Source organism: Paenibacillus terrisolis (assembly GCF_056171975.1).
On the sequence record NZ_JBKFGG010000008.1, the window covers coordinates 100,777 to 123,569 of the forward strand.

The 22,793-nt window shown below is 53.7% G+C and carries 26 protein-coding genes; 4 read left to right on the plus strand and 22 right to left on the minus strand.

The window, feature by feature from the left end; translation table 11 throughout:
- Positions 1-229 precede the first annotated feature (229 nt).
- A complete protein-coding gene (locus ACI48K_RS09800) occupies positions 230-4,240 on the plus strand; it encodes a carbohydrate-binding protein (protein WP_475027418.1) in 4,011 nt (1,336 codons plus the stop codon).
- Positions 4,241-4,363: 123 nt separating this feature from the next.
- Here the strand turns inward: ACI48K_RS09800 and ACI48K_RS09805 are convergent, their stop codons facing one another.
- From ACI48K_RS09805 to ACI48K_RS09910, 22 genes are all read right to left on the minus strand, one after another.
- Complete coding sequence (locus ACI48K_RS09805; RefSeq protein ID WP_475027419.1) at positions 4,364-5,047, minus strand: hypothetical protein; 684 nt, start codon at positions 5,045-5,047, stop codon at positions 4,364-4,366.
- Positions 5,048-5,233: 186 nt separating this feature from the next.
- Positions 5,234-6,130 carry a copper amine oxidase N-terminal domain-containing protein gene (locus ACI48K_RS09810; RefSeq protein ID WP_475027420.1) on the minus strand — a complete coding sequence of 299 codons (897 nt, stop codon included), beginning with the start codon at positions 6,128-6,130 and terminating at the stop codon, positions 5,234-5,236.
- A gap of 131 nt (positions 6,131-6,261) precedes the next feature.
- Positions 6,262-6,540 carry a holin gene (locus tag ACI48K_RS09815; protein ID WP_475027421.1) on the minus strand — a complete coding sequence of 93 codons (279 nt, stop codon included), beginning with the start codon at positions 6,538-6,540 and terminating at the stop codon, positions 6,262-6,264.
- 18 nt (positions 6,541-6,558) lie between these two features.
- A complete protein-coding gene (locus ACI48K_RS09820) occupies positions 6,559-7,488 on the minus strand; it encodes a peptidoglycan recognition protein family protein (protein WP_475027422.1) in 930 nt (309 codons plus the stop codon).
- Between the two features lie 14 nt (positions 7,489-7,502).
- On the minus strand, positions 7,503-7,790 hold the full coding sequence (locus ACI48K_RS09825; protein WP_475027423.1) for a hypothetical protein: 288 nt from the start codon (positions 7,788-7,790) through the stop codon (positions 7,503-7,505).
- Positions 7,791-7,930: 140 nt separating this feature from the next.
- Entirely contained in the window at positions 7,931-8,068 is a 138-nt protein-coding gene (locus ACI48K_RS09830) for a hypothetical protein (protein WP_475027424.1), read from the minus strand.
- Positions 8,068-8,313, minus strand: a complete 246-nt coding sequence (locus ACI48K_RS09835) for a hypothetical protein (protein WP_475027425.1) — start codon at positions 8,311-8,313, stop codon at positions 8,068-8,070. The genes ACI48K_RS09830 and ACI48K_RS09835 overlap by 1 nt, the downstream gene beginning before the upstream one ends.
- A gap of 21 nt (positions 8,314-8,334) precedes the next feature.
- Positions 8,335-9,438, minus strand: coding sequence for a phage tail protein (locus tag ACI48K_RS09840; RefSeq protein WP_475027426.1), 1,104 nt, complete (start codon positions 9,436-9,438; stop codon positions 8,335-8,337).
- A complete protein-coding gene (locus ACI48K_RS09845) occupies positions 9,428-10,006 on the minus strand; it encodes a YmfQ family protein (RefSeq protein WP_475027427.1) in 579 nt (192 codons plus the stop codon). Before ACI48K_RS09845 ends, ACI48K_RS09840 begins: the two co-directional genes overlap by 11 nt.
- Positions 9,999-11,117 carry a baseplate J/gp47 family protein gene (locus ACI48K_RS09850; RefSeq protein ID WP_475027428.1) on the minus strand — a complete coding sequence of 373 codons (1,119 nt, stop codon included), beginning with the start codon at positions 11,115-11,117 and terminating at the stop codon, positions 9,999-10,001. Before ACI48K_RS09850 ends, ACI48K_RS09845 begins: the two co-directional genes overlap by 8 nt.
- The gene (locus ACI48K_RS09855; RefSeq protein ID WP_475027429.1) at positions 11,117-11,572 is read right to left on the minus strand and encodes a DUF2634 domain-containing protein; all 456 of its coding nucleotides are present in this window, start codon (positions 11,570-11,572) and stop codon (positions 11,117-11,119) included. Before ACI48K_RS09855 ends, ACI48K_RS09850 begins: the two co-directional genes overlap by 1 nt.
- Positions 11,565-11,966: a hypothetical protein gene (locus tag ACI48K_RS09860; RefSeq protein WP_475027430.1), complete on the minus strand. Its 402-nt coding sequence runs from the start codon at positions 11,964-11,966 to the stop codon at positions 11,565-11,567. Before ACI48K_RS09860 ends, ACI48K_RS09855 begins: the two co-directional genes overlap by 8 nt.
- Positions 11,956-12,936: an XkdQ/YqbQ family protein gene (locus tag ACI48K_RS09865; RefSeq protein ID WP_475027431.1), complete on the minus strand. Its 981-nt coding sequence runs from the start codon at positions 12,934-12,936 to the stop codon at positions 11,956-11,958. Before ACI48K_RS09865 ends, ACI48K_RS09860 begins: the two co-directional genes overlap by 11 nt.
- Entirely contained in the window at positions 12,933-13,571 is a 639-nt protein-coding gene (locus tag ACI48K_RS09870) for a LysM peptidoglycan-binding domain-containing protein (protein WP_475027590.1), read from the minus strand. Before ACI48K_RS09870 ends, ACI48K_RS09865 begins: the two co-directional genes overlap by 4 nt.
- A gap of 23 nt (positions 13,572-13,594) precedes the next feature.
- Positions 13,595-15,214, minus strand: coding sequence for a hypothetical protein (locus tag ACI48K_RS09875; RefSeq protein WP_475027432.1), 1,620 nt, complete (start codon positions 15,212-15,214; stop codon positions 13,595-13,597).
- Between the two features lie 245 nt (positions 15,215-15,459).
- Positions 15,460-15,924, minus strand: coding sequence for a phage tail assembly chaperone (locus ACI48K_RS09880; RefSeq protein WP_475027433.1), 465 nt, complete (start codon positions 15,922-15,924; stop codon positions 15,460-15,462).
- 20 nt (positions 15,925-15,944) lie between these two features.
- Entirely contained in the window at positions 15,945-16,361 is a 417-nt protein-coding gene (locus tag ACI48K_RS09885) for a phage tail tube protein (protein WP_475027434.1), read from the minus strand.
- 22 nt (positions 16,362-16,383) lie between these two features.
- Complete coding sequence (locus ACI48K_RS09890) at positions 16,384-17,841, minus strand: phage tail sheath family protein (protein ID WP_475027435.1); 1,458 nt, start codon at positions 17,839-17,841, stop codon at positions 16,384-16,386.
- 1 nt (position 17,842) lies between these two features.
- Entirely contained in the window at positions 17,843-18,187 is a 345-nt protein-coding gene (locus ACI48K_RS09895) for a YqzN/YkzM domain-containing protein (RefSeq protein WP_475027436.1), read from the minus strand.
- A gap of 5 nt (positions 18,188-18,192) precedes the next feature.
- Positions 18,193-19,062 (minus strand): hypothetical protein, encoded by an 870-nt coding sequence (locus ACI48K_RS09900; RefSeq protein WP_475027437.1) that lies wholly within the window; start codon positions 19,060-19,062, stop codon positions 18,193-18,195.
- Positions 19,063-19,266: 204 nt separating this feature from the next.
- A complete protein-coding gene (locus ACI48K_RS09905; RefSeq protein WP_475027438.1) occupies positions 19,267-19,422 on the minus strand; it encodes a hypothetical protein in 156 nt (51 codons plus the stop codon).
- Between the two features lie 1,051 nt (positions 19,423-20,473).
- Positions 20,474-20,968, minus strand: a complete 495-nt coding sequence (locus ACI48K_RS09910) for an ArpU family phage packaging/lysis transcriptional regulator (RefSeq protein ID WP_475027439.1) — start codon at positions 20,966-20,968, stop codon at positions 20,474-20,476.
- 331 nt (positions 20,969-21,299) lie between these two features.
- On the opposite strand from ACI48K_RS09910, the gene ACI48K_RS09915 reads away from it, so the two are divergent.
- From ACI48K_RS09915 to ACI48K_RS09925, 3 genes are all read left to right on the plus strand, one after another.
- A complete protein-coding gene (locus tag ACI48K_RS09915) occupies positions 21,300-21,656 on the plus strand; it encodes a helix-turn-helix domain-containing protein (RefSeq protein ID WP_475027440.1) in 357 nt (118 codons plus the stop codon).
- A 225-nt stretch (positions 21,657-21,881) separates the two neighbouring features.
- The gene (locus ACI48K_RS09920) at positions 21,882-22,454 is read left to right on the plus strand and encodes an ImmA/IrrE family metallo-endopeptidase (RefSeq protein ID WP_475027441.1); all 573 of its coding nucleotides are present in this window, start codon (positions 21,882-21,884) and stop codon (positions 22,452-22,454) included.
- A gap of 1 nt (position 22,455) precedes the next feature.
- Positions 22,456-22,791: a hypothetical protein gene (locus ACI48K_RS09925; protein ID WP_475027442.1), complete on the plus strand. Its 336-nt coding sequence runs from the start codon at positions 22,456-22,458 to the stop codon at positions 22,789-22,791.
- Positions 22,792-22,793 lie beyond the last annotated feature (2 nt).

Below are 22,793 nucleotides of genomic sequence, written 5' to 3' on the forward strand. Positions count from 1 at the left end.
TTTTCCGTAATAAAACACACGGTTCACGTAGAAGCGCCACTTTATTTGGAAGGAAAAGGCATTTACGATCTTGGTAATAAGTAGGCGTACTTTCAAATATTTAGCAAAGGAGGGGCTAATGTGCATTTTGGTCTTGTAAGCCGGGATAGATCGGTCCAAAGTTGGAATCGCTTACTTATTGCGAGGAATGGGGACAAGTCGATCGGAAAAATTGCATTGGAGGGTAATGATGAAAAAATTTCGGGCATGGTTATGTATCGTGGCAATGTTGGCTGTCACTTTTGGATCGCCGCTCGGTTCGTCCGCGGTTCAAGCCGCCGGCGGGCCGAACTTGGCATTGGGGAAAGCCGGCGCGGCCAGCGGGTATAACGACGTCTATATAGCTTCAAACGCCTTCGACAATAATCAAAGCACGTACTGGGAAGGCACGAACAACGCCTTCCCGCAGTGGATTCAAGCGGATCTGGGCAGCGCGACCGGCATCGACCAAGTCGTCCTGAAGCTGCCGGCAGGCTGGGAGACGCGCACCCAGACACTATCGGTGCAGGGAAGCCTGAACGGCTCCGACTTTTCGACGATCGCCGAATCGGCCGGTTACACTTTTGAACCGGGAACCGGAAACACGGTCGCGATCGATTTCGCCACGGCCTCCGCCCGTTATGTGCGAATTCTCGTAACGAACAATACGGCTTGGCCAGCGGCCCAGCTCTCCGAGTTCGAAGTGTACGGCAGTTCCGAGGAACCCGGCGGGGAAACTCATGCCATTCCCGGTAAAATCGAAGCCGAAGCCTTCAGCTCCATGAACGGCATCCAGATGGAAAACACCTCCGATACCGGCGGCGGACAAAATGTCGGCTGGATTCAAGTCGGCGATTGGCTTGATTACACGGTGAATGTCCAGACCGCAGGCAATTACACGATCGAATACCGCGTTGCCAGCAATTCTTCGTCGGGGCAGATTCAATTGCGCTCCGGCACGACGACGCTCGCCACGACAGCAGTGCCAAACACCGGGGGCTGGCAAAATTGGCAAACCGTTACCGCGAACGTCACGCTGAACGCAGGAGCGCAGACGCTGCGCGTTTACGCCAGCGGGTTCGATTTCAACCTCAACTGGTTCAACTTTGTACCGGCCGGATCGGCGGACATTCAGGCTCCAACGGCTCCGGGCGGACTCGCCTTGACCCAGCCCGATGCGGGGACGATCCGCCTGGCCTGGACCGCTTCGGCCGACAATGTCGGCGTAACCGATTATGACGTCTATGCCAACGGGCAGCTCCGCGGGAGCGTCGGAGGTTCGACGCTGAGCTTTACGGACAGCCAGCCGGCCGCCGCCACCGTCGCCTATTATGTCGTCGCCAAGGATGCCGCAGGCAATACATCCGCGCCCAGCAATACGGTAACGCGGACCGGCTCCGACGGAGGAGGCAACGGCACGAATCTGGCGTCGGGCAAGCCGATATTGGCTTCCTCGTCCACCTTTACTTTTGTAGCCGCCAATGCCAACGACGATAATTTATCGACCTACTGGGAAGGAAATGGTCATCCCAGCACGCTGACCGTAGATTTGGGCGCCAACGCCAACCTGTCGCAGGTCGTGCTCAAGCTGAACCCATCGAGCCAATGGGGAACGCGCACGCAAACGATTCAGGTGTTGGGACGGGGACAAAGCGCCGGATCGTTTACGAACCTCGTTTCTGCGGCGCAGTACACCTTTAACCCGGCTACGCAAAACACCGTGACGATTCCCGTAAGCGGTACGGCGAGCAGCGTGCAGCTTCGCTTCACGACCAATACCGGCGCGCCTGGCGGACAAATCGCCGAATTCCAAGTATTCGGCATGCCGGCCGCCAATCCGGATCTCACCGTCACTTCGGCTTCATGGTCCCCGGTTTCCCCGGTGGAAACCGATGCCGTAACCTTGAGCGCCACTGTTAGAAATGGCGGTACGGCTGCTTCTTCGGCAACGAACGTGGGTTTCTACCTGAACGGTACATTAGCCGGGACGGCTCCGGTAGGTGCTTTGGCCGCAGGAACTGAAGCAACGGTTTCGGTGAACATCGGCGCAAAAACCGCAGCGTCCTACACGGTTAACGTTAAAGTAGATGAAAGCAATGCGGTCATCGAGCTGAACGAAGCGAACAACAGTTACACGCATTCGACTCCGCTCGTCGTGGCGCCGGTGGCCAGCTCCGACCTGGTCGGCACGGTAACCTGGACGCCTGGTAATCCGGTGGCGGGCGATGCGGTATCTTTTAACGTAAACTTGAAAAATCAAGGGACGATCGCTTCCGCGGGCGGCTCCCACGGCACCACGGTAGTGCTCAAAAATGCCGCCGGCGCTACGGTGCAGACGCTGAGCGGTTCGTATAACGGGACATTGGCTGCAGGTTCCAGTACGAATGTAGCCATTCCGGGAACTTGGACAGCGGCGGACGGCAGTTATAGCGTACAAGTGACCGTAGCCGCAGATGCCAACGAATTGGCGGTCAAACGAGACAACAATACCGCTTCGACCATGCTCACGGTGTATGCCCTACGCGGCGCAAGCATGCCATACTTCCGCTACGACACCGATGAGGCGACCCGTGGCGGCGGCGCGGCGCTCATGAGCGCGCCAACCTTTGATCAGGCCTTGATTGCTTCTGAGGCTTCCGGTCAAAAATATGTCACCTTGCCTTCGAACGGCTCCTATGCTCAGTGGACAGTGAAACAGGGTCAAGGCGGCGACGGCGTGACGATGCGGTTCACCATGCCTGACTCTTCGGGCGGGATGGGGCAAAACGGCTCGCTGGACGTCTACGTCAACGGTGCCAAGGTGAAAAATGTCCCGCTGACCTCCTATTACAGCTGGCAGTATTTCTCCGGCGATCAACCGGCGGATGCCCCCGGCTCGGGACGCCCGCTGTTTCGGTTCGACGAGGTCCACTGGAAGCTGGATACTCCGCTAAAACCGGGCGATACGATTCGCATTCAAAAGGGCGGCGACAACATCGAGTACGGCGTCGACTTCCTTGAGATCGAGCAGGTTCCGGCAGAAGTGCAGCGTCCGGCGAATGCGGTTGCCGTCACCGACTTCGGGGCCGTCGCAAACGATGGGCAAGACGATTTGGCCGCATTCCGATCGGCGGTCAACGCAGCGGTTGCCGAAGGAAAAACGTTATACATTCCCGCAGGAACTTTCCATTTGGGTGGGATGTGGGAGATCGGTTCGGCCACCAGCATGATTAATAACCTGAAGATTACGGGCGCCGGAATCTGGTATACGAACCTGCAGTTTACGAATCCCAATAAGGCCGGCGGCGGGATCTCGCTTCGCATTTCGGGCCAGCTTGATTTCAGTAACATCTACATGAACTCGAATTTGCGGTCGCGGTACAACCAGGAAGCGATTTATAAAGCCTTTATGGACAATTTCGGCACCAATTCGAAAATCCACGACGTGTGGGTGGAGCATTTCGAGTGCGGCTTCTGGGTCGGGGATTACGCCCATACGCCGGCCATAAACGCGAGCGGCTTGATCATCGAAAACAGCCGCATCCGCAACAACCTGGCCGACGGCGTGAACTTCGCCCAAGGCACCAGTAATTCCATCGTCCGCAACAGCAGTCTGCGCAATAACGGCGACGATGCGCTGGCGATCTGGACCAGCAACGTGAACGGCGCGCGGGAAGGCGTGAACAACGAATTTTCGTACAACACGATTGAAAACAACTGGCGCGCGGGGGGGATCGGCATTTTCGGCGGCAGCGGCCACAAAGCCACCCACAACCTGATCATCGACACCGTTGGCGGCTCCGGGATCCGCATGAACACCGTATTCCCGGGCTACCATTTCCAAAACAACACCGGCATCGTCTTCTCCGACACCACGATCATCAACAGCGGAACCAGTAAAGATCTGTACAACGGAGAGCGCGGAGCGATCGACCTGGAGGCATCGGGCGACAGCATTCGAAACGTGACGTTCAACAACATTGATATCTTGGGCAGCCAGCGCGATGCAGTCCAGTTCGGCTACGGCGGCGGCTTCCAAAGCATCGTGTTCAACAACATCACCATCGACGGCACCGGCCTGGACGGAGTGACGACCTCCCGTTTCTCCGGACCGCATCTCGGCGCCGCGATCTACACCTACACGAACAACGGCTCCGCCACCTTCAACAACCTGGTGACCCGCAACGTCGCTTACCAAGGTCTCTATTACATTCAAAACGGGTTTAATTTGGCGATAAATTGAAGGCTCGAAAAACTCCAAAAGCACCGATCCTCCGGGATCGGTGCTTTTACATTCGAGCTCTGAACCTTCTCCGGTTCCGCCTCTCCGGCAACTCCGGGTCTTCATTCCTCCGCATCGCTGAAGCTAAACGGAATCGACGCGGAGCGCTTGATCTTGCATCTGATAGCTCACTTCCACAGTTCCCATAAGTATCCCCAGCGAGGCTTGGGCTGACACTTCCGCGATAAGCCGATGATCCTGCAATCTATATCGGATCATATTCCCAAACGCCACATCCGAGAGCCAAAATCCCGATTCGGAGTTGGCATATTCCTTAGAGAACGTCTTGCCGCCAACGGTAAATTTATAGATCTGCGCAACTTCTTCTTGATTATGTTCCGTTTTCACCCGATTTTTAACGGCGCTTAACGGGTCCTCCACGGAGATTTCACTGAAATCCCGATTCAGGACATGAATTTCCGACTCCCGGATACCCGTTCCGTACCCTTTCGTAAGCACGACGACGACTTCATCCTCGGGGTCGTTATCGAGATTACCCGTCGCAATTTCCGGATAGTAGCTGGGATTGGACGCATTTTGCCACTCGTATTTTTGCTCCTGCCGCCCGATTCTCAATGTAAGACCCTGCAGCATGTCACCGGACACGCCCGTATCCGCCAGGACAACGACAGTCTTGTCCACGCTCTCGGAGATTTGAGTCGGTTTATGAGATTGCAGAGGTTCTGCGGAAGACGGGGGCTTTTGATTCTGGTTGGAGCAACCCGCCGCAAAAATACAAATCATCAGGATAGCATACCGTTTTCTCACCAAATATCCCCCTATCTGCTCTCAGGCTACTCGGAAAATGGCATATTTCGTCGTCTATCGGATATGTTCATTTTACCAAAAGCTGTATATTCGAATCCTCTCATTTTTGTTTTAAAAACTGCTATCTTCTGTAACTAAAAAAAGGCAGAACCCGATGGACGGGCGCTGCCTTGTATACATTCAGACTTAGCGAAGATCAGGTAACGCCTGAATAATGTCGGAGTATAGATTGACTTTCGTTTTAACGGTCGCTTCTTTATTGGCATCATCCTGATAGGAAGCCGTAGCGGTACCGTCGCCGTTTTCATAGAAAAGCACTTTTCCTTGCTGATAAAGCTCCATCACGTTAGGAGGCACAGTGCCAGCTGTATGTGCGGCATCCCGCTCGTCGATTTGCCCGATTGCAACAGCTTTGCCGTCTTTGATCTGGACAAAGGTGTAAATATGATCGGCAAGCAGGTAGTAGGTATCCGCTCTGCCGGACGGAAACGCGTATTCGTGACGCCCGTTTGCAGCGCCGAGGATTGTAAAATTCGCCGTGATCGGCAGAGAAATGGCCGCTCTGCGTGCGCTAAGCAGGTCCTTTTGGTTAATGAGGCTCATGTCAAATCTATAATCCGCCGTGTCAAGAAAAACGATTTTGCGAATCGTATCATACTGGACCCGATAGTTATCCAACATTTCCGCTACAAAACGGATTGGAATGAAGGCGCGGCCGTCTTTGTTGAAAGCGGGTTTATCCATTAGATACCGTCGGTCGTCCTTATAGGCTTCGGTGCTGCCCACGGTCATTTTCAGGTTAACGCCGGTCTTGCTCGTTATGGTCATGTCTCCGGCTGACGGATTCCAGTCGTACGAAAAACCCAAGGCCGTCAGAGATCGAATGGGGAAAAACTGCAGGTTGTTCTCCATGATCGGATGTACGTCCATGGATACGAATTTGCCGTTTACATTGACTTCAATGGGCCTGTTTAATGGATCTGCTTTCGCGTTATTGGCTTGCGCCGCATAAGAGGATGCCGCAGGCCAACACGCTGCAAGCATAGCTAATGCTAAAAGAAATACCGCCATTCGTTTTTTCATCGTTCTTCTCCGCCTCTAACCGTTTTATTTTCCTTAACTCATTATGCCGTATGTTGGCGCTTTGGTATATGAAAAAGTGGCCGAGAACTGCCGAGAAAAACAAAAAAAGCCCTGAAAACAGGGCTTTTTAACTATTTGTCCTTCGTCGAGCCCGGGCGGTTATTGCCTAGCTCGAACAAGCCGGTGGCCGACAATCCGGCCAATCCCCCGGCCCATAGGCGCAAAACAAGCTCCAAATCCGTAAAGGGATAGGCTGCGGCCCCGATCAATACGCCGATGACCAGGCCGATGACGGGAACAAGATTTTTGGGAACGTCTAGGGTTGTTTTCACGAGTTGAACCAGGGCCAGCACAAATACGGACAACACGGAGGCAAAAGCCAGTACGCCGGTTAAAACTTCATTTTGCATAGGAATTCGCCTTCTTTCTTATTCCGCCGGGATTCCCGCCGAACGCCGCAGATCATTGGCCAAATTGTTGAAGTGCTTGGCACGGTCCGCGTCGCCGTCCGTCTTCGCTTTGAACCATGCAGGAGAGAGCCAGCGGAAGATGATTTCCTGGGCATTGCTTTTGGGCAGTTTAGCGAGAGGCTGTGCGGCCGAACCCGCTGTCAGCGGGATGCCGGCAGCAAGTCTCAGGTTGTTGGCCAGGTTATGAAAATGCGTCATGCCGACCCGGTCGCCTTGCTTTTGCTCCGCGAACCAGACCGGGGATACGTAGTTGTCGATAAGGGATTGAGCATTGGAAGATGGGAGTGGCGTAAAATCCGGGTTAGGACCGTGAGGGGCTGTGTTTTGCATTTCGGCGGCGATGTCGGAGAGCAGATTACCCAGCGTTTTGCCACCGGCAGCCAGCGCCTGTTCGCAATCTTGTCTTCGGGCCGGATCCAACTGCTTGTGGGACGGAATGAACGCAAGCGGGTTTTTGTGCCACTTGTCGCAGCAGAGCGCCAAATACCAGACATACCTTTTATACGCCTCGGCAAAGCTGATGCTTCCGCCGTAGCAAAGCTCGATCCCGATCGCCGCGTCGTTCGCGTCATATCCGAACCGGTCGTTATCGGTCATTACATCGTACAAGACATGCCACGCCTTCTCGGCGGGGTCGGAGCCGGTACCGGTCGGGATGATCTCCAGTATTTTCGTATCGTCGATAAACACATGCGCCGAAGCGGAACGACCGGTAAGCGTATTGAAGTAATTATAGTGATTATCCGCGTCCGCCCCCGGATTGCCCGTATCATGAGCCACGAAAAAGGCTGGTGTTCCGGTCAATAACCGCGTGCCCGGCCGTACATTCGGACGTTTGGCAATATACCGGCGTTCAATGATGTATTTGCTCGTATCCAAATCTATCACCCCCTTGCTATATTCTATTCCTCGAGCCGGTCAATTCGCTTGTGCGCCTGTTTGGTAGACTCCTCTACGCGCGTCAACCGCTCGGAAAACGCCTCAAACCGCTGACCCTGAATCTTCTGCTCAACCTTCATATCATCCACGCCGCGCTTGATATATTCAACGTCCGCGCGCTGCACGGCTTCGGCCTCGGCCGAAACCTCAAGCTCCTGCCGCATCGCCCGGGCTCGCCCCGCCCACCCGAGCGCCATCCCGCTCAGCGCCGCAATCACCGACGTCACTGCCGTAATCGCCGTAATATCCATTACCCTCACCCTCTTTCGGATTACTAGGAATTTGGAAAAAAAAGATCCCCCGGGGAGCGGGGGATGGGAATAAAGTTTAGATTTGTATATTAGATTTGTATATAAGTTAAGTTTGTTGCACAGTATCGTCCTGTAGTTCGTTACTCGACAATCAATTCTTCTCGCCCTTGCTCCGTCAAATATGCGTCAATACCTACTTTGAGATCAGGCCGCTTGCCGATTACATACGAATAATCTTGAGCCCCCACAATTACACGCATTCCCATATAAGCAGCCATTACATTGCACCTCCCAGAATAAGATCATCAAGGGCTTGTTGCATCAAGACTTGTGAGGTCTTCACACTCTCAAATTCTTCTTTAGGAACAGACACGTAAACAATAGGCTCTTTTGGCGGCTCATCAGAAAACAAAACAAAATTTCCATCAATCAAATTCTGTTCTTCAATCAAATACAAGTCCGAATTTTCATCAATTATTTGCTGTCGTTCCACCTCGGAAGCGTATTGAATTTTAGTTACCACTGATTGTCCCTCCCTAAATTACTATACTTGTATATAAGATGGTTGGTACATAGATATTGACATATTGATTATATATCCATAATTAGAATTGTTCGTCCCCATCCAACCTGTAAAACTAATAGCATCATTTACTTCAAAGTACAAGTCCTCTATAAATGCTTGAAGCGTGTTACTACTCACCATTCGCTGTGTTCCGTAATAACTTCCATTTCTGTTTACTGTGCCACTCATAGTTGCTGACGAAGCATTCTGCAATGTAAAACTTACCCGATAGATTCCCGCTTTTAAAATTTTGATTCTATATGGAGATTGCGTTCCAATGTTTAAAGTATAGGGAACATTCGAAGACAAGGCCACTCCCGGACTAGGCTGACTCCATAATGCCATAGAACCCGGCTCAACTTGCGGCGGTAGTACAAAGCCGCCAGCATAAAAACCATTAGGAATAGTTACGTTAGTCCCTATCTTAGACTGTATGTTGCTAGACCCGCGATTCGTAATTGCTCCCACTACTATTCCATTGTCTGTCCCGATGGTTTTAGGACTTAGCACATCATCTGCGGTCGCTGTTCCGTACTCACCTCCTTCACCCTGTAAGATAAAAGCCGAACCGTTATATCGCACTGTGTAAATGCTATTTGCTTTTAAATTTCCGCTTGCAAGTGCCGATCCGTTGGATTTAAGGATTGACTTCGCATCGAGTCCATTGACGTTAATAGTAACTGCTCCGGTGTTTTGAATAGCATTTTTAAATGCAACAGCCATACCCTCAACATATGATGTTGGTACAGGATTAAGCGTAACTACTTTCGCATTTGCTGTACCTGTGTCTGCGGCGTAAGGTACGTGATTCACTCTATCCACTAATTGCGCAACAACAGAATCGTTCACTGTCTTTAGCGCACTCTCTGTCACTGCTACGTTCTCCCTGGTACCATCAATAGAATTGGATAGCTGAACAATGCCAGATTGGGTTAGCGACGCATCGGGAATATCCATACTCCCCACCGCCTCATCAATCTTATCCCAGTTATCATTCAGCATCGCCTGGATATTAAACGTATCGTTCCCATCGATTGCCGGGTCTTTTTTGAGCAAGTTGAGATTGGGTGTGTTAGTGGCCAACGAGATCACCTCCTGCAAATTTGGATAACGGGATTTCTTCGAGTTGGTTCAGGGTCAACACACCGTCGATATCCCGGATCAGCAAATAATTGAATTCAAACTCCAAAACTAAATGAGCCGGCTTCAGTTCTTCAATAATGGCCTTCAGGTCATCAAGGTTGGGCGGAATGCCGATCGTGTCGACGAAATGTACCGTGAAGCTCCATTCAGCGGGTTGAAAACTAACGTCTACTTTTCCGCCGTGATAAGCCTCCGCCACGTTCTTCACCAATCGTCCCGAGAACTTGCCGCTGCCGCGCAGCTTGGATTCGACGACGGCGCGGCGTTGGTCGAGCGGTTTGCTCAGGTCCGTCGTGATGCCGAGCTCGGTTTCCCAGCGGTCCAGCCCCCATGTGGCAGTGCGGACAAAATACTGCTGCAGCGTTTCGTCCAGCGCCTCGAACAGCTGATCCATCTCCGCGCCTTTGGCGTTCATGTCCGACTGAACGACCCGGGAGCTTTCGTAATAGCCCGGCAGGTAGGAGAACATCTCCTTCCCGCGCGGGCTTGTCAGCAAAACCTCACTCATATGAATCCACCGTCCCCAACACCGCAACCTGTCCCGGATAAATCTCCAGATTCGTATCCGCATTTCCGTTTACCGTCAGGTCGGCATAATCGATGATCGGCGGAATGTCGAGCAGAATCGCCGCAATCCGGGTAAACCTGACCAACGGGTCGGCAAAAGCCAACTGCTTCAAATACGCTCGCACACCGTTTTCGATATTCGCCTTGACCTCGTCCATCGTCACTCCGCTGGCGAGTGTCAGCTTCACGCGGATGTCAACCGGTACCTCTTCGGCAGGCATCACTGTCACGATAGGACCGGCAGGCGCTGTGCCTTCGCCCTGTCCATCACGAGTCGGATCGATATACGCCTGCGCCGCCGCTACGATCTCCTCGTTGGCTGCGCGTTTATCCGAGTCCAGCAAATAAATGCCTACCGTTCCCGGCCCGTTCCACAGCGGCTCCACCTGAACCCCGCCCACGCCCGGGACTTCGCCGCCCCATTTCATGTACTGGGCCTTATTGCCGCTCGTTCCCTGATTCCGCACTTGGGAATAAAACCGCTCCAGCAGCTGCTCGTCCGATTCGATATCGGCACCGCCCCGGGTTTCTTCCGGGTTCGTCACCGCCGAGACGCCGCTGACCGGGGTCGCCATAACCACGATGACGCCTGCCGGTACAACGCCCGCCTTGCCCGGAACAAGCGCCCGGATAGGAGCCGTTCCCTCCCCGTTTTCGTCCAGCGTGACCGCCACCGTCGTCTCATACTCCACCGACGCTTCCGCCGTGAACTCGTCCGCCGGCGTCGCCACTAAGGTCCCGGCAGGAACCGTTTTTCCCGGCGTTCCGGTGAACTTGACGCTTCCCGTCGCCGCCACGGCCGGACGCCGGGTGACCCCGTGCTCCTCCGCCCGCAAATCGAGATATTCCCCGTACGTCGTGCTCGCAAAGCCGCGGCTCAACACCTGCTGCGCCCACGCCGCCGCTTCCGACAGCATGAAAGCCGCCGGTGCCTCGGCGTCCCATATAAAAGAACCCTCGGATTTGTCAATATCCGAAGGCACCCGCTCCAGCATCCGCTGCATGATTTGCGCTTCCGTCTGATCCTGCAAATAAAGCGGCATCTCCGCCATTATGTCACGCTCCCCTCTACCATCGCTTCTTCCTCCCGTACATTTTTCACCCGGCATCTAAAAGAACAACCGTCCTCCTGCCAGGCAAAAGAGAAGCTGTTCACACTCGCCGTGCGGGGATCCATCATCAACGTTTCCGTGGCAATCCGCTGGATTTCGCTCTCCTGGACGCCGCGGCTGTAGCCTTTTCCAATAAGCTCGTCAAATTCCTGCCCGTATCCCCGGGAGTAAATCAAGTGCCGATACCGCGGCGTACGGATCGCTTTTTCGCACCACATCACCCAGGCGTCGGTTTCGTCGGCCCGGGCTATTTTAAGCGCAGGCGTCATCACGAACTCCCCGGCCTCAAAATCAAACCTCCAGCTGCGCCCAAAAGATATCTCGCCCCCAGGCTCAACCGCCGCCGCTTGATCTGTCCAGGCATCCCCCGCCGCTTCCGGAAAAAGATTAGCCATTGCCTTTCACCACCTTACAAATGACGATCGCGTCGTTCCCACCGTTCACCGGCAGCGCCAGCACCCGGTCCCCCGGCTGATATTTCAGGGTCAGCGAGACCTTTTCGGTTTCGGAAGGATCGTAGGTGAAGCTGCCCTTTCCCGAAACAGTACCGCCCTCGCCATCTTTAAGCCCTGTCACGCTTCCAATGAGCTTCAAAGCAGGCAGCCTCAGCGTCCCCGGAAACTCCGCGACCAAATAATCTTTGATTTCATGCTTGAAGCTGTCGAGCTTCAGCCCCGTTTCCGTAATGCTCCCCAATTCCGCCGTTACGCCGGTCAAGGCCTCCGCCGCTTTCCGGGCGGCATTTTCACGCAGCGAAACGGCCAGCGCCGTATAAGGATCATTGTTCAAGAAAATACCTCCTTTTCACGTCGTCCATTGCAGCTAGCTCCAAAGTCATATGCCCCGGATCGCCCAGCTCGTGAACGACCGAGGTAGCGATCAGGCTCAGCCCGTTGAAGCTCACCTTGTCCCCGGCCCGAATCGTATTGAGGTCAAGGCAGGTGACCGTGTACGTCTGGCCTTGGCCCGTCAGCATGGACTCGGCGAATTTTTTGGCCGAGCTGGTGGTTTTGACGTTTTCGTCCTGGACGATCCGCTGGAGCACGCCGTATTTGGCCGTTTCTCCCGTCGCCATGGCGAGCACCTTGGAGGGGGCGTTTTCCGCTTGGTCCTCGGTGCCGATCACCTTGACTCTCGTCACGGTCCCTTCCAGCGTGCGGTTTTGCGTCGCTTCCTCCAGCTGTTCGAGCATCCAGACCTTGGCGTTGCTGCCGATTTCAAAAAACATAAGCCCGGCAGGCGTCATTCTCGGAACATACATCGCCCCTCCCGCCTTCACGGTCTCCTTCAGGTCGGCCATGATCATGCCGTAAAGCGTCTGCGGACGATACACCGCTTTTTTTAGCTGTATTTTCGTGTCCGGCACCGCATCCAGCTTGATGCTCCAATCCGCCGCGTATTTTTTGAGGCGTTGGCTGGCTGTCCCTCCCGCCGGAAAAAGATACTCGTCCTCCGATTTCGCGAGATAGATCGTCCGGTCGTACACGGTCACGGACAGATGCTTCGACTCTTTCATCGTACTGGCGCACTCCCACACCACGCCGGGATGGAGCAGATAAACCATTTCGCCGCTTTTGCTGTCGTAGGGCACCCCGCTGATCCGAATTTCCTGCCCCGGTTCAATGCCGGGAAAAGAAGGCGGAACGCTGAGCTGAATCGTACCCTGGTACGAAATTTGATCCAGCGAATCCTTAAGCGAAAGCCCCTCAACCAGCCCGCGCAAATAGTACTTGTTCTGCAGCACCACTTCATAACTCACTGCGGCATCACCAGCTTTTGTCCGGGCTGAAGCCTGTTCGGGTCATTGCCGATCGTTTTCTTGTTCGCATTGTAAATGAGCTGCCACTTCGAGCTGTCGCCAAGCTCCAGCTTGGCGATTTTGGAAAGGGAGTCGCCCGACTTTACGACGTACGTTTTGGCGGGTTTCTTCGTGTCGGGACGGCTCGTTTGACCGGAAGCGGAAGAAGCGCTCGTGCCGACCGCCGTGTAGACCTTCGCCTCCCGCCAGGTGCGGGCCGTCAGATCGAAATAAACGTCCCCCGGCTCTCCACCTTTGAAGCTGCTGTTATGCGCCGAGATCAGGACAAGGACGTTCACAGCCGTGCCCGCAATAATCAACCGAACCGGCGATTTGCTGTTCATCATCGTGGTGAGCAGATTCATCGCCTCCTGCGGATCGGGAAGTTCCGAGTAATTGCAAAACCCTTCATTGTAGGCGGCCGGAAAAAAAGAAGAGAAGGCGATTTCCTTCACCTTCTCTCCTGCCGGGAAATCGTATTCCCCCAGCGACATGATATTGACCGTTTCAAACGCTTTGCTTCGGGTGATCGTGATTTCCTCCGGATTCACCGGCAGAGTGAATTTGGTCTTCCCGTCGTCCAACGTAATATTCATTTCGCCCATGGCTTCACCTCCGTCTAATTCATATTCAGCATGGCGAGCCGCATCTCATTGGCGATTTTCCGGCCCGTCACCTTGCCGATTTCTTCGTAATTGATCTCGTCTTTATTGACGGTGAGGTTGATGGAGCCTTTGGGCAGGGAGACGTTGATGTTTGTCTGCTTGGAATTGTTCGGAATCGCTTCTTTGAAGGTTTGAAAGTTCTTCGAAGAATCCGAAAACTGGATAGGCTTGAAGACTTCAGGGTATTTATTTAACGGACTTCGCAAAGCGTTGTTGTTAAATGAGTTAGTTCCGGTGGACATGCTTGAACTACCAGCATCAACATTTTTGCCTAATAAGGTATTCCAGGTGTACTTCATACCATCCCAAGTCTTTTCCCAATAATTCCGGTCAGTTATCTTGTTATATTGTTCCTTTCCAAGCTCCGACCAGATTTCAAAATATCCCATGTCCTTAGCAGGCTTACCATTAATCTCGGTCATCGGCGCATTCATTGAATCCCAAATTTTGCTTGGAGCGCTTCGCATGGCTTGCGATATTCCTGTTTTGTCCATATATTTTTGCGTGTCATATATGGTAAAACCTAGTCCGGCGACTCCGGCCAGTCTACTTAAGAATGGGAGCGCTTTTGTCACTGTCGTAAGAGCTTTGCTTCCGTAGGATGATATGCGAGCTATTGTTCCGCCTGCAGCCTCCGCGGATACAGTTGATGATGCGCCTCCTGCAGCAGAAGCAGTTGTTCCTCCGAGTTTCAATTTCTTTAATAACCCTTTGCCTAAGTCGGGACCTTTTTTAACAATTAAATCCACAGCGACTTTAGTTAACAAACTTTCAATGAAAGACTTGAACCATCCACCGGAATCTCCCTTATTCCCACCAGCAGATTCTGCCGTCGCTCCTCCAAGTTTTCCGGCAATTTGATTAGGATTAAGTTCTCCTAAAAAAGCCTGGAAAAAAGCTTGTCCAGCTCTTGTCCCCGCCTCTGCATATACCGATCCGTTTTGAACCGGCAGAGTGTTTTTCTCTAAGATGTTGTTTTTCTGACCCGTTATGATGGATTTGGAGAATTCCTCAAAGAAATTCGGTTTCCGATAATAACCGCCCTTTTGCCCTAAACCAGGGAACTTTAATAAAGGTGACAATTGACTCGGGGGTAAGTTGGTATCCTCCATCTTCGGGGCATCCCCCAACCCAATCGCATCCATAATAAAACCCTTCATCCCGCTTCCGAGCGCGGTGCCGATGGAAGATGAGATCGCCTGCATCGTCTTCTTCCCGCCGGATCCCATCCATCCGTCAAACGAGTCTCCGACTACCGCATCCCAATCCACCCCTGCGACCGAAACGCGCCAGGGCGTGCCGGTGAGTCCGGCCAAGGAAGAGCGGATTCGCCGGGCGACTGCGGATGCGTTATCCAAAAGCGTCACGACCGGCTTTGCCGTCGTGCGGTTAATCCGTCTTAAGGTATCGTCGATTTTGCGGGCAACCGGGGTAAAGCGGTCGTTCAGCGTAATCGACGGTTTGATCCTGGTTTTGCCCAAAAGCCCGGCACGACGCTGGGTTTGCTGAAGCAGCTTGTCCAGGCCGCGGAGCTTTTTCTCCGTATTGTCGATATCCCGGCTGTCGATGTTCACGTCAAGCTCGTAAATCTCTTTGTCAGGCATAGGTTACCTCCTTTCTTGCATGGTGCGCCCAGCCCGGCCTGAGCCGGAAAGAGGGATGTCCGGAGCGGGCAATCAAGCCTACATCTCCAGTTCCCTCTCCGAAAAAGCCCGGAGCAGCAGGCGCTCTCCCTTAGGGAGCGACCAAAATTCCCCGGGGCGAAGATGATGCCGCGTCCACATATGGAACAGCAGCGTCATCATGCCGCCGGAGCCAATTAGTTTTTTATGTCTTCGATATCCACCCCGAAGCCGGAGATCTCCAACACCTTGTCGCCCACGGCGTCCAATTCGCCGGCGAGAAGCAAGCGGCGGACCGCTTCTTCTCCTCCGGAAAGCTTCAGCCGGCTGGTCAGGCGGTCATCGCCCCAGCCGCTCAGCTTCACACTTTGCTCCTCCTTGCCGTCCCCGCTCTTTTTGACGACCTCAAGCTGAGAGGTGGCTTCTTTGATCAACGCGGCATTGAAGAGCTCGCTGTCGATCTTTTCCGTCACCTGGCCTTTCGTCGTCTTGCGGATCGTGCAGCGCTCCCGGATGGCGTCCACTTTGCTGGAAGTTAACCCCCGCAGCGTTACGCGCAGACCCAGGCGCCCAATAAAAACGGCCTCTTCCGGCAGATTGGCTGCCGTTTCGAAGAGACCGTCCAAAATTTCCTGTTCGTTGAAAAGCTCGTTTTGACTCAAAGCTTACTCCTCCTTAAAAATTAGGATGCGGAGATCGGATCCTGCAGCGCGTAGGACTCAAAAGTAAACGGCGTTTCCTCGGTAACCTCTTCGCCCGCGGTCCAGTTTGCCAGCTGGATTTTGTCCACGATGCAGCCGTCCAGTCGGATTCGCTCAAAGCCGTAGGCTTCGGGGTCTTCCAGCTTGTGAATGATCGAAAAGCGCTGAAAACCCCGCGCGATCATATCGGAGGTGACTTTGTAGCCGCTCATCGTTCCGGTGCCTTTTTTGCTGCCCAGTTTGTGTACGGTATAATCCGCGCCGACGAGCTTCAGCTCCCGCTTGTCCACCTCGACATTTGCTTCCAGATGGTTCAGGTTGGACTGCCAAGCCCCGTCGATAAAAATTTGCCCGAACGTGCCCATAATGACGCGGCTGGGATCAAGATATTGTGCCATCGTTTCATTTCCCCCTTATCGATTATTGCACGTAAAACGTGCCGAAAATTTGCTCCATAACGTCCGTATCGTCCGCCGTCCAGGCCAGGAACACCTGGTCATCTTCAGGCACGAATTGCGGAGCGGTGCCGTAAAAGCGCGGATCGAGCGTCACGTCGAAGCCGCTCGCTTCAATGACGCTTTCGCTCGCCAGGGTTTGCAAGTACTGCTTCCCGGCGCCGATCAACGCGAGGCGTCCTTCTTCGGTGTTGTTCACCTTGCCGATGTAATAGTCCTCGGCGGTGCGCTGCAGATCAGAGTTGATCTGGTCGATCACGCGGATTTTGCGGATTTTTTTCCAGCCTTTGTTCTGGCCTTCGCGAGGCGAAATCAGGCTGTTCACGCCGCGCAGCACCTTGACTCTGCGGCCGTCATGCACAAGCAGGAATACGCCGCCCTTCACCGCTTCCTCCTGTTCGGAACGCGTCCAGCGGCGCGTCACGTCATCGAAAGGAGCCGGCGCATAGGTCGATGATTCCTTGAGCGATTGACCGGCAACCAGACCGGCCACCCAGGCGGCCACCTGAGCCGAAGAGTAAGTCTTGCCGTTCAGCTTCGCGCCGGTACCGACGTTGACGATGCCTTCATGGTCCATGACCGCACTGCGGGCAATGGTTGCGTTCACGGCTGCCGGACCGCTATCTTCAATTTCGGAACCGCCCAGTACGGCAATAGCCCCTTTACCCTCTTCGCGAATTCGCTTCACCCAAGCCACAACGCTTGTATGGAGCGCCGGATCGGATACGCCGTCAAGGGTCAGCACATGGAAGTCCTGCGTTTCAATGGCATCCAAAGCCGCTACGTATTCTGCATTCGTAATGGCGGAAATACCGCTTAAGCCGCCCGACAAACTTACGCCTGAGATGTCCTCCAGCGTTCCATCGCCGATTTTTTCGGCAACAACCCACTTGTTCCCGGTATCCCCGTTGATGGCGGCCACCGCCTGATCCACCGTGCCGTCACCGATTGGAATTGACCGCAGCAGGGTGGCCCCTTCGTACAGCTTCAGTTCTTTCGTCCCTGGAACCGCAAGGCTTGGCTGAATGGTCACTCTCAAAGAGTTACCCCGGCTGCCGGGATGCTTAGCCTTCACATTAGCTGCGTTTTGGGACACCGCGTTTTTAAGAGGGGTCAACGCTTGAGCTTCCGTACCGTCGGCAATGCGGTAGGCGAGCAGTTTCTGCGGCCCGCCCAGCAAGGCCAGATACAAGGTAGTGAATGCCGTTGCGCCTTCGGACTCGTCATCCGAGAACAGTTCCTTAATCGCAGCCTCGCTGGCCACCTCCACGAATTGCCCTACCGGACCCCAATGTGCCTTAACCGGAGCAACAACCACGCCGCGCGCTCCCGCTTGAATCGCGGTTCCCGCCGCGCTTACAAAATTCATATACAGCCCGGGTAATACCGGCTGATCCGTCAAACTCCAATTTCCTCCTGCCATCTTACTGCACCTTCTTCCCCAAAAATTGTTTTACGAGCTGTTTGGCTTCATCTGCCCCGATCTCCGTTTGGTCGATCCCCGTCAACGCTCCGGCCAGCACCTCGGGCTTGACGCCCAAAATCGTTTCAGACCCCGACATCAGTTCCTGAACCGGATACCCCGAAAACGAGGAAACGGAAGCGGCCAATGCCGCGGATCGAGACGCCGATTTCAATGTCGGATGGTTCGCGGATTTTGCCGCCGATTTGGAACCCTGCTTGCTTGCGGGCTTCGCCAGCGTTCCGGAACCCGTCTTGGAATGTGCTGTCACCGGGTTCGTATCTGCTTTTCCTTTTTTGTCTGCCACGTGATTCACCTCATCTTGGATTGATATTGAACGAACTGCATAAGCGGCCCCGTCTCAGGGGAATGGTTCGTTACACGGCTTATCGTCACGCTTAGCGGTCCTTCGGCAATCGCACCGGGAGCGGGAACGGCCGCGGGCAAGCTCATCTTGGGATCGCTGACCCGAATATAACGCCGTTCCACGCCATCCAGCGGGATTTTCGGCGCCGCCCCGAGGGCTTCAAGAAGCTTCAGGATCGCCGCATGCTCCTGATCGGCGTTTGCCGTCCGAAAATAAGCGGTCAACCGTTTCTCGATTTCAAAAGCCGATGCCCCCACAGGCCGCGTGTCCATGCCGACAATCCGCCACATGACGGAGGGTACGGTTGCCGATTGCGGCCAAGCGCCGCTGTACGCCGACCATTCCGGGCCAAGCTTCCCGGCCGACCACGAGCAGACGGCCTCAAGCCAAGGATCGCTCGTAATCGGAACCGGTTCGGAGATCGGCTGCGGCAGCAGGGCGGCAAATCGCAGGCCGCGTTTCAGCATGTCTCCCTCAGGGGCTGTGACCGTGGCTTCGCCTTCATCCGTCTGTCCCAAATAAAAAACGGCATAACCTCCACTTTCACTGGTACCCGGTTGCAACAGCTGCTTATCGAACGCGCCGATCACCAGTTGCGCCGAAGTGTTCAATTCATCCGGCATGGACGAAGGGACATACAGATCAAGTTCAAAAAGCTGCCTGAGTCCCTTCCACGGACTGCCGCCTCCCTCTTCGCCGCCAAGCAGCACCGCATATGGGCTGTTGCTTCCCGCATCGGAAGGGGGAGAACCTTCGTAAACCTCCTTCAGATTCGGAACGGCGTCCAGCAGTTTGCTGCGAATGATGTTCATCATAACTCCAACAATGATTTTCACCTCCTCTCAGGCAAATCGCCGGATTTTGGATCGGGAACTGCGTGATCCACCGGAATGCGCGATGACGCATTGCATTTCCTGAATAAGGCACACCCGGTATACAATGTCCTCAGTTCGACGTTATTCAATTTGAACACAGTAGCCGCTGTCATGAAGCTAAGCTATTGAGCATAGCCGGCTCTTCTACGTGCGCCATGCAACTTCTTCAATCACGCAGCGCGGAAGGCTGCAAAATTGCTTGCTTCCTTCCATACGTCCCCAAATGCAGCCTCGGCAGCGTTCCGGCTGGCTCCAGTCTTCCAGGGGCGGCAACGGCGGAGTTTTGTTCTTTTTCGTCATCCCGGTCTCCTCCCAAAAGAAAAACCGCTGAAAGCTTCAGCGGCTGATCGTTATTCGTGTTTGTCATCCGGCGACGATTTCTCTCACCCGATTCCCACAATACAAATTTATCACGGCAAAAGTCGAGCGAACGGACAAGCAGCGGACAGTGACCGGACAAGTATGGGACAGACAATGGGGAGACTGATCAGCGACAGGCAGGCGACGGAGTACGAGAGCAAGAGTGAGAATGATCAGCAACAGGCAGGCGACGGAGTACGGGAGCAACAGAGAGACTGATCAGCAACAAGCAGGCGGTGGAGTGCGAGGGCAACAGTGAGAATGATCAGCAACAGGCAGACGACGGAGTACGGGAGCAACAGAAAGACTGATCAGCAACAAGCGGGCGGTGGAGTGCGAGGGCAACAGAGGGACTGATCAGCAACAAGCAGGCGGCTGAGTGCGGGGACAGCATACTAACATATAAACAGCGGACGGCATCGGGCAACAGATAAATACTTAAGTGGATACTTCTACAAAGTACTGCCCTTCGCGCTTTTACCGGCCTATGCCGAAACCAAGCTGTCGGCCTCCGGTCTCAACTAGTTCAACAACAGCTTATAAGGGACCTGGCGATTCAATTTTCCGGAGTACGCGCGCTTTAAGTGGTTCAACAACACTCCCGGCAAAAATAAGCGCCTTCATTACCCTTATTAGTTTGTTTTCAGACCCTTTCTTCATAATAAGGGTAATAAATGGTCCTATTTTCCCTTCATCCAAAGAAAAAGGACCCTTTTGGCATTTCTGTGCCGAAATAGGGCCATTATTTGCCTCTATTGCATGGATTGTCGCACGCATCCTTCAAATAGAGCCATTTGGGGGCGCTATTTTTCATTCGTCTCTCCCATTCTCTCTTTCCGTTTCCTATTTCGTGCCCTATCTCGTCTCCTCTTCCGTCTCCCATCCCATCGGATTTCGCTTGAGCCCGCCCGGGTTTCATCAGCGTACCCCAAACGTTCCATATTTGACCTATCTTCCTCCGTATCTCTTCATCCCGCAAAAAAAGCCGGCATCAGCCGACTTCGTGTTTGGCGCTCCTACGTTCTTCTCTGTCCTCGTACACCTCAAGCTTCATGGCTGCCGCGAGTAAACGGATCGCGCTGGCCTTGATCCGGCGGTAGGTCCGGTCGCTGATGCCCATCTCCCCGCAGCTGATGAAGTCGTATTCGCCTGCCGGATCGAGATAACTGCGACGGATAACCTCATGCTGGTCCGGCGACAAGCCGCCCATGGCTTTGTCCAGCAAATGGGATTTCCGAATCAGCTCGGCTTCGCTGTCCGCGTTCCGGATGGCCAAGCGCTCGGTCGGTTTGCCGACGGTATTCGTAGAACCATGAAACCGGGGTTCATAGGCAGACGTGATGAAGGCTTCCTGACGGACGAACCCGATCTGCCGGTACAGCCGGACCTCTTCGAGCCGTTTTTCCACCGCGGCCCGGGTCGCCGCCTCATTCACCGGCAAAGCGCTAAACAATGCGGAGTAGACATGAATCCGTTTTTTTCCCATATAAACCCCTCCGTTCGAATGTTTGTTACTATAGTGGTGCGGTTTACCAGAGCAGATCACTAGACCGGGTTGCCAAAATGGTAATCCCTAATTCTAGCTGCATTAACTTGCTTATGTCCTTATAAACATTACATCAAGTCGCAATTGGAACGTATGTTCGTTTTATGGCGATAAAAGTTCCTCTTCTTACCAAATTGGTAAGTACATTCCGATTATATGTTACCAATTCGGTAATGTCAATCGATAAAATTACCGTTTTGGCAACATTCACCTCTTTACCGATTTGGCAATAAGTGCTATGATTTTCTAAACGGATAAAAGAGGAGTGCCTATGCAAACGCTTGGCGATCGGATTAAAAATCTTCGCGAACAGAAAAATTTGACGCAAAAAGATCTCGCGTCCAAAGCCGATTTGTCGGTCGTTCAGCTGTCGAGATATGAGACGAACGATCGCAAGCCGGATCCTGATGCGCTCAGAAAAATCGTCGACGCTCTGGACACGAATGCCGACTATTTGATTGGCCGGACGCTTGATCCGTCTCCTTCCGAGGAAAAAGCCGTCAACATGTCTTTCTACGGCGGTCCGGAAGCATATACCGCGGACGAAATCGCCATGATGGAGGCGGCCCTTACAGCCTACCGGGAGCAGAAAAAGAAGCTGCTTGACGGAGAACAATCAGCCCCCTAACCCGGGCTTACCAAAAATAAAATGATCGTGCCCACCAGGACATCGCTCTTGCGGCGTGGATCGGCCCCAATCATTCGGTCTAATCGTTTAGCTTAATATTCAGCCAAATCATTCAATCCAAATAAAAAGGCCCCTACTCGGGGCCCTTATTTCCGCCATATAACCGAACATATATTCTTGTATGAGGTGATAACCTTGTTATTTTCCTACTATCAGGAAACCCCTTTGGAACAGTGGATAACCGCAAAATGCCTAACCCATGGCATCGCGAGCATCTCCGACCACGAGATCGACAAAATCGCCGAGGCTTTTGGCGTAGATCTGGTTTACGGGGATCATCCTTCTTTTTCCGACAATGAGGATAAGGTGATTTTCCTTAATAAACACACGGACGACATCACCGCCCGGTTGATTTTTTTTCATGAGCTATGCCATGTGCTTAGACACTCCGGAGATCAGCGCCACATGACCGAGCTGTTCAAAAATGCCCAGGAAACCGAAGCGGAACAGTTCGTGCTGTATACCGCCGTTCCTTTTTACATATTCGCCAAATTGCCCGTCCCGGATCATCGCGGCGAAGCGATTCCTTATATCGCCGAACAATTTCGCGTTCCGCCGGATTTGGCCGAGCAGCGGCTGGATCAAATCCAGCGCAGGGTTCTATACGGCAGCTTGATCGCCGCGGCTCGGGAAGCCGACCGGCAGCGGCAACGGCAGCCTGAGCCCGCCTGGTCCAGCGAAACGCGGCGCATGCTGACGCAGCTCGAACGCCAGCTCAACAAGAAGGGAGACGAATAGAATGAAAATCGCCGCGTATTGCGATTTTTACGGAGATGCTTTGCGGCCCCTGCAGCTGATTATTCGGTTATCTCCCGGCGAACTGGATTGGACCGGTACGTTGTACATTCCCATTGAAGGCCCCTTTGAGCCGTTTGAAGCCGAAGAGTTCGGCGACCTTCCCGGAGTCTCCGTGGTGCTGGAGGACATGGCGGTGAGAGAGACGGATACGGACGGTAAACCAACGATAGGCCTACTGCTGCCGCAAATCGCGGCTCGGCATCCGGTCTCCGAAGATATCCGACAATTGATCCTGCAAATGGATGATGTTGAGGAAGCGCTCCGTTACATACGTTAACG